At 70.1% G+C, this 9,395-nt stretch carries 9 protein-coding genes and 1 rRNA gene; 9 read left to right on the forward strand and 1 reads right to left on the reverse strand.

What is annotated here, in order from left to right:
* Positions 1–53: 53 nt before the first annotated feature.
* From JKJ07_RS48710 to JKJ07_RS48750, 9 genes are all read left to right on the forward strand, one after another.
* A complete protein-coding gene (locus JKJ07_RS48710; RefSeq protein ID WP_236202870.1) occupies positions 54–251 on the forward strand; it encodes a Flp family type IVb pilin in 198 nt (65 codons plus the stop codon).
* Positions 252–362: 111 nt separating this feature from the next.
* Complete coding sequence (locus JKJ07_RS48715; RefSeq protein WP_203078726.1) at positions 363–722, forward strand: TadE/TadG family type IV pilus assembly protein; 360 nt, start codon at positions 363–365, stop codon at positions 720–722.
* Positions 710–1,972 carry a TadE/TadG family type IV pilus assembly protein gene (locus tag JKJ07_RS48720; protein ID WP_203078727.1) on the forward strand — a complete coding sequence of 421 codons (1,263 nt, stop codon included), beginning with the start codon at positions 710–712 and terminating at the stop codon, positions 1,970–1,972. Before JKJ07_RS48715 ends, JKJ07_RS48720 begins: the two co-directional genes overlap by 13 nt.
* A gap of 20 nt (positions 1,973–1,992) precedes the next feature.
* Positions 1,993–2,793 (forward strand): RcpC/CpaB family pilus assembly protein, encoded by an 801-nt coding sequence (locus JKJ07_RS48725; RefSeq protein ID WP_203078728.1) that lies wholly within the window; start codon positions 1,993–1,995, stop codon positions 2,791–2,793.
* Complete coding sequence (locus JKJ07_RS48730; protein ID WP_203078729.1) at positions 2,790–3,980, forward strand: CpaE/TadZ family protein; 1,191 nt, start codon at positions 2,790–2,792, stop codon at positions 3,978–3,980. Before JKJ07_RS48725 ends, JKJ07_RS48730 begins: the two co-directional genes overlap by 4 nt.
* Positions 3,977–5,383 carry a TadA family conjugal transfer-associated ATPase gene (locus tag JKJ07_RS48735; protein WP_307834835.1) on the forward strand — a complete coding sequence of 469 codons (1,407 nt, stop codon included), beginning with the start codon at positions 3,977–3,979 and terminating at the stop codon, positions 5,381–5,383. The genes JKJ07_RS48730 and JKJ07_RS48735 overlap by 4 nt, the downstream gene beginning before the upstream one ends.
* Positions 5,380–6,345 (forward strand): type II secretion system F family protein, encoded by a 966-nt coding sequence (locus JKJ07_RS52145; protein ID WP_203078730.1) that lies wholly within the window; start codon positions 5,380–5,382, stop codon positions 6,343–6,345. The genes JKJ07_RS48735 and JKJ07_RS52145 overlap by 4 nt, the downstream gene beginning before the upstream one ends.
* Positions 6,346–6,347: 2 nt before the next feature.
* The gene (locus JKJ07_RS52150; RefSeq protein WP_203078731.1) at positions 6,348–7,259 is read left to right on the forward strand and encodes a type II secretion system F family protein; all 912 of its coding nucleotides are present in this window, start codon (positions 6,348–6,350) and stop codon (positions 7,257–7,259) included.
* A 321-nt stretch (positions 7,260–7,580) separates the two neighbouring features.
* Positions 7,581–9,251, forward strand: coding sequence for a GAF domain-containing sensor histidine kinase (locus JKJ07_RS48750; RefSeq protein WP_307834836.1), 1,671 nt, complete (start codon positions 7,581–7,583; stop codon positions 9,249–9,251).
* Positions 9,252–9,296: 45 nt separating this feature from the next.
* Here JKJ07_RS48750 and rrf read toward each other — a convergent pair.
* Positions 9,297–9,395, reverse strand: a 5S ribosomal RNA gene (rrf, locus tag JKJ07_RS48755); the annotation flags it as partial.

The raw sequence follows: 9,395 nt of genomic DNA on the forward strand, positions 1-9,395 counted from the left end.
TTACTGGTGCAAGGCCACGAAGAACGCGGCCGAAACAACCAGGGGGAACCGACATGCTTGCCATCACCTCTTACGTCTGCTCGTTCGTCCAGTCCCGCATGACCCGCAAGGACGACGAGGGCGCCACCGCCGTCGAGTACGGCCTGCTCGTCACGCTGATCGCGATCGCCCTGATCGCCGGCGCCACGATCTTCGGCGGCAAGATCAGCGACCTCTTCAAGACGGTCGGCAACAAGCTCGTCGTCCCGTGATGATCTGAAAGGCCGGTAGTCACGACCGTGCGATCCGCCAGTCGTTCCCTCCTTCGCCCCGGGCCGCGTGCCGAACGCAGGCCGGTCCGGGGCGAGGAGGGTGCCGCCGCGGTGGAGTTCGCCATCGTGCTGCCGTTGATGCTGGTGCTCGTGTTCGGGGTCATCGACTTCGGGCGGGCCCTGCAGCAGCAGACCCTCCTCAGCGCCGCGGTTCGGGAAGGGGCCCGGACCGGGGCGTTGAACGGCACCACGGCCACAATCCAGGCCAAAGTGCAGGGCATGGCGGGCACCACCGCCACCGTCACCAGCACCCTGTGCACCAGCAGCTCGTCCACCATCGCCGACTCGACGGTGACGGCGTCACAGCCCTTCACGGCCGTGACGCCCATTTTTGTGTTCATGAAGATGTTCGGGGTCACCTCCAGCCTCACAACCCTCACCGCCACCGGGGTGATGTCGTGCACCGGCTGACCCGGCGGCCCCTGCTGACAGCCCGGCGCGTGTGGCGCCGGGCTCTGCGTCGTCACGGCTCCGAGAACGGCGTGGTCGCCGCGATGCTGGCCGTCCTGCTCAGCACCGGCGTCTTCTTCGGCACCGGCGCCCTGGTCATCGACGTCGCCCAGCTCTCGCTGGAACGCACCGAGCTGCAGTCGAGCGCCGACGCCGCCTCGTGGGCGGTGGCGATGCGCTGCGTGCGGAACGCCGCCGACTGCACCATGGCCGCCCAGAGCACGGTGGCCCAGACCTACACCACCAAGAACATCAAGCGCGGCTCGGCCGACTCGCAGATCTGTCTCACCGGTGTCACCGGCCAGACCTGCTCGACCTGGAGCAGCACCACCGCCTGCCCCGCCACCACCGTGACCGGCGGCAAGTCGGTCGAGGTGCGCACCAGCACCAAGCTGTCGAGCGGCTCCACGCTGCTGCCGCCCACCTTCGCCGGCACGCTTTCGGGCACCACCTACACCGGCACCCGGGTCGGCGCCTGCGGCCGGGTCGCCTGGGGGCCGCCCGCCATCTCTAAGGTGTTCGCGCTCGGCATCTCGCTGTGCGACTGGCAGCGCATGACCAACAACGGCAGCACCTATTACGGTCCCCTGGTCGGGTTGCTGGGTCAGCTCGGCCTCTTCCCGTTCCTGGGGCTGCCCGCGCCGACCGCCGCCGCCGAGAGCGCGATCGCCCAGGTGCTGCCGGCCGCCGTGCTCGGGCTGCCGCTGCCCTCGTGCACGACGCCGACCGTCAACCTGTCCAAGCCGCGCGGCTGGACCTGGCTCTACGACAACAGCCTCAACCCGCCCGACGCCAACTGCGAGCTCAGCCTCAACATCGGCGACGAACCGCGCGGTTTCGTCCTGTCCGGCCTGGCCGCCGGTGCGGCCTGCCGCAACCGCCTGCAGACGCTCTACACGACGCGGCAACCGATCCTGGTGCCGATCTTCGACCAGATCGAGCAGACCCTGCTCTCGCTGGCCCCGACGTACCGGATCGCCGGTTTTGCACCGTTTGTGGTCACCGGTTACGACACCCTCATCCCCGGGGTGCTGCAGTCCGTGGCCAACCTGCTGTCGCCCGGCGGAGTCCCGTCCCTGCTGGAGAAGGCGCTGTGCACCATCTCCTCCTGCATCTACGGCTACTTCACCAGGACCGTCGTGCCCATCGACAACCCGGTCTTCGGCACCGGCTCGGACTTCGGGGCCACGGTCATCGGGCGTACGGGATGAAAGGGCCAAGGGGGTAGGACATGCGCAGGCGCATTCTCATGCTGGGCGTCGCGGCCTTGCTGGCCCTGCTGAGCGCAGTGGCGGTCGTCGCCTACGCGCGCGGCGCCGACCGGCGTGCGGTCGAGGGCAAGAAGGGCACCTGGGTGCTGCTGGCCACGGCGACCATTCCGAGCGGCACGACCGGGGCCCAGATCCGCTCCAAGCGGCTGGTGCGTCAGGTGCTGATGCCGGCCGAGACGGTGCCGTCGGGCGCGCTGACCAAGCTCGACTCGGGGCTGGACACCAGGAAGTTGAACGCCGACCTGGCGCCTGACCAGATGCTGCTGAGCCGGCAGTTCGATGTGGCCGTCAAGCCCGTGGCCTCGCCCACCCCGACGTTCAAGGTGCCCGCCGACCGGCTCGCCGTCAGCGTCCAGCTCGGCATCGCGCCGCAGGTCGCGGGCAACGTCAAGCGGGGTGACCAGGTGGTCGTCTTCCTCACCACGCCCAAGCAGGAGACCGACGAGAAACCGCAGCAAACCGCGGTGCTGCTGGCCAAGGTGACCGTCCTCAGTGTCGGCGAGAGCGCGGTGCCGAGCCAGCCCCCGATCGTCGTGCCGCAGAGCGGCGCCGCGGCCATCATGTCGACCGCGGTCCCCAGCCCCTCCGTGGGCTCCACGACCGAGCTGATCCGCTACGTCGTCACCCTCGCCGTCACCGCCGATCAGGCTGAGGCCCTGGTCAACGGCTACAACCGCGGGCTGTTGCACCTGGGGCTGCTGGGCGCCAAGGCGACCGTGACCGCCTCACCGACCGTCGTCGAGAGCGGGGCTGCCGGATGAGCCTGTACGTCTATCTGGAACCGGACCGCGACATGCTGGCCGAGCGCGGACAGGAGTTCCAGTCCGTCGGCGGCTCGCTCGTGCACAGCATGGCCGAGCTCGAGGCCCACCTGCCCCGCTACCCCGAGACGCTGCTGGTGCTCGTGGGGGCGACCGTCGACCTCGACGAGGCGCTGATGTTCACCGCCTACCAGCGGCTGCAGCGGCCCCTGATCGGGGTGGTGCTCGTGCGCAAACAGATCAACCCGGCCGAGGTCATCCGGTGCCTGCAGGCCGGCGTACGGGATGTGGTCGACGAGGCCGACTGGGACGGGATCCGGCAGGCGACCAGCCGCTCGGTCGACATCTCGAAGGCGCTCAGCACCACGATGCGCTCGGGCGCCGACGTCGCCCCGCACGGCCGGATCGTCACGATCTTCGCCGGCAAGGGCGGGTGCGGCCGCAGCTTCGTGGCCGTCAACCTGGCCGTGGCGTTGTGGGCCGGGGGCGCCCGCCGGGTGCTGCTGGTCGACCTCGACCTCCAGTTCGGCGACGTGGCGATCATGCTCAAGCTGCCGCCCGACCGGAGCATCGCGGGCGGCATCGCGATGGCGGGCCGCCTCGACGAGCCCGGCCTGCGCTCGATCGTCACCCCGTACCGGCCCGGCATCGACGCGCTGCTCGCCCCGGGCAATCCGGCGCAGGGGGAACACGTACGGCGGGAACTGGTCTTGGAGATCCTCGACGCGGCCCGCCCGCACTACGACTTCATCGTGATCGACACCCCGGCCATCGTCACCGATCAGGTGCTGGCCGCGCTCGACGTCTCGGACTGGTTCGTCCCGATCGTCACGCCCGACCTGCCGACGCTCAAGACCGTGCGGCTGACCGTCGAGATGTTCGACATGCTGGAGTATCCGCGCGACCGCAGCCTGCTCGTCTTCAACCGCGCCAACACCCAGGTCGGTCTGACCACGGCCGACGTCGAGGAGGCGATCGGCATGCCGTTCGCGTCGCTCGTGCCCTCCAGCCGGGACGTGCCGATCTCGGTCAACCAGGGCGAGCCGATCATGCTGACCGAGCCGCTGCACCCGGTCAGCCGGGCCATCCGGCAGCTGGCCGACCGCTGCGCCGGCACCGAGACCGCGCCTGAGGTCAAACGCGGCCTGTTCGGACGGTCGCTCAAGCGGAAGAAGGTCGCGCGGTGAGCCTCTCCGCCCGCCTGGGCATGTACGGCAACAAGGCCGCGGGCGGCGGCGAGGAGGAGACCCCGGAACCCGTCGAGGAGGCGCCGAGCCGGGCGTCGGCGACCACCCAGCGCTACCGGGCGGCCGGGCGGCAGGCCGCGGACCCGGTCTACGACGTCCGGCTGCGGATCCAGCGGCGGCTGGCCGACGAGCTCGGCCCGACCCTGTACGCCAGCCGCGGCAACGACGAGGCGCTCGACGCCCGGGTCCGCGAGGTGCTGTTCGAGCTGCTGGCCCGCGAGGAGACCCCGCTCTCCGGCGGCGACCGGGCCCGCATCATCAAGGAGGTCACCGACGAGGTCCTCGGTCACGGCCCGATCGAGACGCTGCTGCGCGACCCGTCGGTCACCGAGGTCATGGCCAACGGGGCCAAGAGCATCTATGTGGAGCGGTTCGGCCGGCTCGAACGCACCGAGGTCGAGTTCGACGACGACGCGCACCTGCGCCGCATCATCGACCGGATCTGCGCCCGCGTGGGCCGCCGCGTCGACGAGGCCAGCCCCATGGTGGACGCCCGCCTGCCCGACGGCAGCCGCGTCAACGCCATCGTGCCGCCGATCGCCCTGGACGGCGCGTCGCTGACGATCCGCAAGTTCTCGGCCACGCCGCTGACCGTGGGCGACCTCATCTCGTACGGGACCATGACGCGACCCGCCGCCGAGTTCCTCGAGGCCAGCGTGCGCGGCCGCCGCAACGTGCTGGTCAGCGGGGGCACCGGCTCCGGCAAGACGACGATCCTCAATGTGCTCTCCGACTTCGTGCCGACCGACGAGCGGATCGTGACCATCGAGGACGCCGCCGAGCTGCGCCTGGGCCAGGACCACGTGGTGCGCCTCGAATCGCGCCCGTCCAACGCGGAGGGACGCGGCACGATCAACACACGCGACCTGGTCAAGAACGCGCTGCGGATGCGCCCCGACCGGATCGTCGTCGGCGAGGTCCGCGACGCCGCCGCCCTCGACATGCTGCAGGCCATGAACACCGGTCACGACGGCTCGCTGACCACCCTGCACGCCAACACGCCGCGCGACGCGCTCGCCCGCCTCGAGACCATGGTGCTGATGGCCGGCATGGACCTGCCCAGCCGGGCCATCCGCGACCAGATCGCCTCCGCCGTCGACCTGGTCATCCAGATCACCCGCTTCAAGGACGGCTCGCGCAAGGTCACCCACATCACCGAGGTGGTGGGCATGGAGGGCGAGACCATCACCCTGCAAGACCTTTTCCTGTACGACCTCAGCGCCGAGACGCCGGCCCACCTGGCCCAGCTGCGCCCGACCGGCATCCGCCCCCGGTTCGTCGACGCGCTCGCCATGTACGGGGTGACGTTGCCGGCCGGGATGTTCGGCGGGAAGCCGCGGTGACCGCCGCCCGCTGGGTCGTCGCCCTGCCCGCCGCCGGGGCCACCTTCCTGCTGTTCGCCCTGATCATCGAGCGGTTCTTCGGCCGTACGCCGATGCAGCGCCGGCTGACCACGCTGAAGCACTACACCGTGGGCGAGAAGCAGGTCGCCGAGCCGGTGCTGCGCCGCCTGCAGCACGCGGCCGGCCAGTTCGTCGAACGCTCCCCCGCGCTGACGAGCCTGGCCGCGCGGGCCGAACCCAAACTGGACGCGGCCGCGACCGGGCTGGTGCCCAGCGAATGGCTGGCCATCCGGTTCCTGATCTGCGTGCTGGCCGCGCTCGTCGGCATGCTGCTGCTCCCGCTGATCCTCGGGCTGCTGGCCGGGGTCGTGTTCGGCTACCTGCTGCCCGGCGCCCTGCTCAACATGCAGATCAACCGGCGCCGCAAGGTCTTCGCGGACGAGCTGCCCGGCATGCTCCAGCTGATCCTCAGCGCGCTGCGCTCCGGCTTCACCCTGCAGCAGTCCGTCGAGGCGGCGGTCCGCGACGACGAGGGCCCGGTCGCCGAAGAATTCAGCCGGGCGCTGTCGGAGACCCGGATCAGCGGCGAGTTCGAGGACGCGCTCGCCCGCGCCGGCGAACGGGTGGAGAGCGCCGAGCTGACCTGGCTGGTGATGGCGCTGCGGCTGCAACGCGAAACCGGCGGCAGCCTGGCCGAGGTCATGCAGACCACTGCCGACACGATGCGCGAACGCGCCTACCTGCGGCGGCACGTGCGCAGCCTGTCGGCCGAGGGCCGGATGTCGGCGTACGTGCTCATCTGCCTGCCGATCTTCACGTCGATCATGCTGTTCCTCGTCCGCAAGGACTACATCATGCCGCTGTTCCAGCAGGTCCTGGGCATGGTGCTGCTCGGCGTGGCGGTCATGATGCTGGTCATCGGCGCGGTCTGGCTGCGCGCGATCACCAAGATCGAGGTGTAGCGGTGAACGGCCCGGTCCTCGTCGCGATCGCCACGCTGGCCTCGATCCTGGCCGTGGCCTTCGTCGCGGCTGCGGCCACCGTGCCCCCCAGCCGGCGGCAGCGCATGCTGCGGATCCTGCACTCGTTCGACCGCAGCCGCAACGCACCCCGGGCGGTCGCCCCACCGTTCGGCGGCCGGCTGCGCCCGCCGGTGGTGTGGGCCCTGCAGCGCCTCGGCAACCTGGTCACCCCGCCCCCGGCGCGGGCCCGGCTGCTGCGGCACCTGGACTACGCCGGCAACCCGACCGCGTGGCCGCTCGACCGGGTGATCCGCGGCCGCATGGTCGCGGGCGTGGTGCTGGGGCTGCTCTTCTACATCATCGCCCAGGGGATCGCGCTCAAATACGGGCTGCCGGGGGCCGCGCTCGGCGTGCTGATCGGCCTGCACGTGCCCGACCTGCTGGCCTACAACGCCGGGGTGAAAAGGCAGAAGGACATCACGATGTCCCTGCCCGACGTCCTCGACGCGATGGTGATCGGCGTCGAATCGGGCCTCGGCCTGGACGCGGCGATGGCCCAGGTGGCGCAATTGCTTCGCGGCCCGATGCCGGACGAGCTCAACCGGGTGCTCCAAGAGATGCGGCTGGGGGTGTCGCGGTCCATCGCGTTGCGGGCGTTGGCCAAGCGGACCACCGTCCGTGATCTGAAGACCCTGGTCACGGCGCTGGTGCAGGCGGGCGAGCTGGGCATCTCGATGGCGGGAATTCTGCGGGAACACGCCGCCGACCAACGCATGAGACGCCGCCAGCGGGCCGAGGAACAGGCCCAGAAAGTCACGGTGAAACTGCTCTTCCCCGTCCTGTTCTGCCTCTTCCCGGTAATCTTCATCATCGTCCTGGGCCCAGCCATGATCAAAATCGTCGGCAGCCTCTAACCCCGGCCCCCACACTTCGCCGCCCGCTCGCTCGCCCGCGCCCCGCAGATCGCCGCCTGCTCGCTCGCCCGCGCCCGCACTTCGCGGCGCCCGCACTTCGCCGCGCCCGCGCCCGCGCCCGCACTTCGCCGCCCCTCGCCCCACGCCCCACGCCCCACGCCCCACGCCCCACGCCCCACGCCCCACGCCCCACGCCCCACGCCCCACGCCCCACGCCCCACGCCCCACGCCCCACGCCCCAACCAGTTTGTGAGTACTCACTTACTACGGGGTCGTTCCCAGCCCGGCTAAGGGACGGACGTTTTCGGCCGATAAGTGGATGTGACATCTGTCGTGGCCGACCCCGAGCTCGACGAGGAGAGGCGGCTCGCGGTCCTGCACGAGTACTGCGTGCTTGACGCTCCCGCCGACGAGGAGCTGACCACCGTCGTACGGGTTGCCGCTCTGGTCGCCGGCGTCCCCACCGCGACCCTCAATCTGATCGACGAGAGCCGTCAGTGCCAGCTCACCACGTACGGCTTCGAGGGTGGCAACTCGGCCCGCTCGGATTCGATGTGCGCCATCCAGTTCCGGGCCGGCCGCTTCGTGCACGTGCCGGACGCCCGCGAGCACCCGCTCTACCGCGACAACCCGTGGGTCAACGGCAACATCGCCCAGGTCCGCTTCTACGCGTCGGCGCCGCTGATCACCCCCGAGGGATATGCGCTGGGCACCCTGTGCGTCTTCGACGACCAGGTCAAGGAGATGAGCGACGAGCAAAGCGGCCGCCTGATCGACCTGGCCGACGTGCTGGTCGCCCTGTTCGAGCGGCGCCGCCAGGCCCGCCTCAACGAGCGGCTCGCCGTCGAGTCCGAGCACCGGCAGCGTTTCATCACGACGGTCCTCGAGACGATCGACGTCGGGGTGGTCGTCGCCGATCACACGGGACGCGTCACTCTGCTCAACCGGGCGGCCCGCGACTGGCACGGTTTGGACGCCGACGCCTCGCTCGACCCGTCGGCGCTGCCCGAACACTATGGGCTGTTCGACGCGGAGGGCGTTTCCCGGCTGACCCCCGACCAGGTTCCGCTGCTGCGGGCGCTGCGCGAGGGCCGAATCGAAAACCTCGAGATGACCGTACGGGCTCCGGGTCGTCCCCCGATCTTGTTGAACTGCAACGGAAGCCAGCTCGTCGACGACGCCGGGGAGGTGCTGGGCGCGGTGGTCGCCATGAGCGACGTCACCGCCGATCGGGCCTACCGCCGGGAGATCGAGCGGGCCAGCGCCGAGATCGCGGCCCGGGGCGAGAAGCTGGCCGCGGCCATGGTCGAGTTGCGCCGGTCGAACGAGGAGCTCGAACAGTTCGCCGGCGCGGTCAGCCACGACCTGGTGCGCCCGATGGCGGCCGCGCACGGCTTCCTCGATCTGCTGGTCGGCGAATACACGGAGGACCTCGACGACCGGGCGACGAAGTGGTTGACCGGGGCGATGCGTTCCGTGGAGCGCATGCAGAAGTTGGTGGACGCGTTGCTCCGGTATGCGCGGGCCGGCCAGACGCCGTACCAGGCCGAGCCGGTGCAGTTGAACAACGTGGTGCTCGATGTGCTGGCCGACCTGCGCACGGCCACGGAGAGCAGCGGAGCTCAGATCTCGGCGACCGATGATCTGCCCACGATTCAGGGTGATCCGGTGTTGCTGCGGCAGCTGCTGCAAAACCTGATCGACAACGCGATGAAGTACCGCCGGCCCGACCGTCCGTGCCACATCACGATGAGCGCCGAGGCCCACCCGGACAAGTGGATCGTGCGGGTGGCCGACAACGGGATCGGTATTCCACCTTCGCAACGCGAGCGGGTGTTCGAGATGTTCGCACAGGTAGATCCGAAGCAGCAGAAGGGCTTCGGCATCGGCCTGTCCACGTGCTTACGCATTCTGGAACGCCACCACGGCAAGATCACGCTCGAGGAGACCCCGGGCGGCGGCACAACGGTCTGCCTACAACTGCCCAAATAGCAGTAGGCCCACCCCGAGTGGGGTGGGCCTACTGTTTCACGTTGAGTCCGGCGGCGTCCTACTCTCCCACACCCTCCCGAGTGCAGTACCATCGGCGCTGGAGGGCTTAGCTTCCGGGTTCGGAATGAGACCGGGCGTTTCCCC

Source organism: Paractinoplanes lichenicola (genome assembly GCF_016785085.1).
Classification (GTDB): Bacteria; Actinomycetota; Actinomycetes; order Mycobacteriales; family Micromonosporaceae; genus Actinoplanes; species Actinoplanes lichenicola.

Bases quoted from the DNA above. Each gene is read 5' to 3' on its own strand.
- JKJ07_RS48710 (WP_236202870.1), top strand. From the start codon at position 54: ATGCTTGCCATCACCTCTTACGTCTGCTCGTTCGTCCAGTCCCGCATG.
- JKJ07_RS48725 (WP_203078728.1), top strand. From the start codon at position 1,993: ATGCGCAGGCGCATTCTCATGCTGGGCGTCGCGGCCTTGCTGGCCCTG.
- JKJ07_RS48730 (WP_203078729.1), top strand. From the start codon at position 2,790: ATGAGCCTGTACGTCTATCTGGAACCGGACCGCGACATGCTGGCCGAG.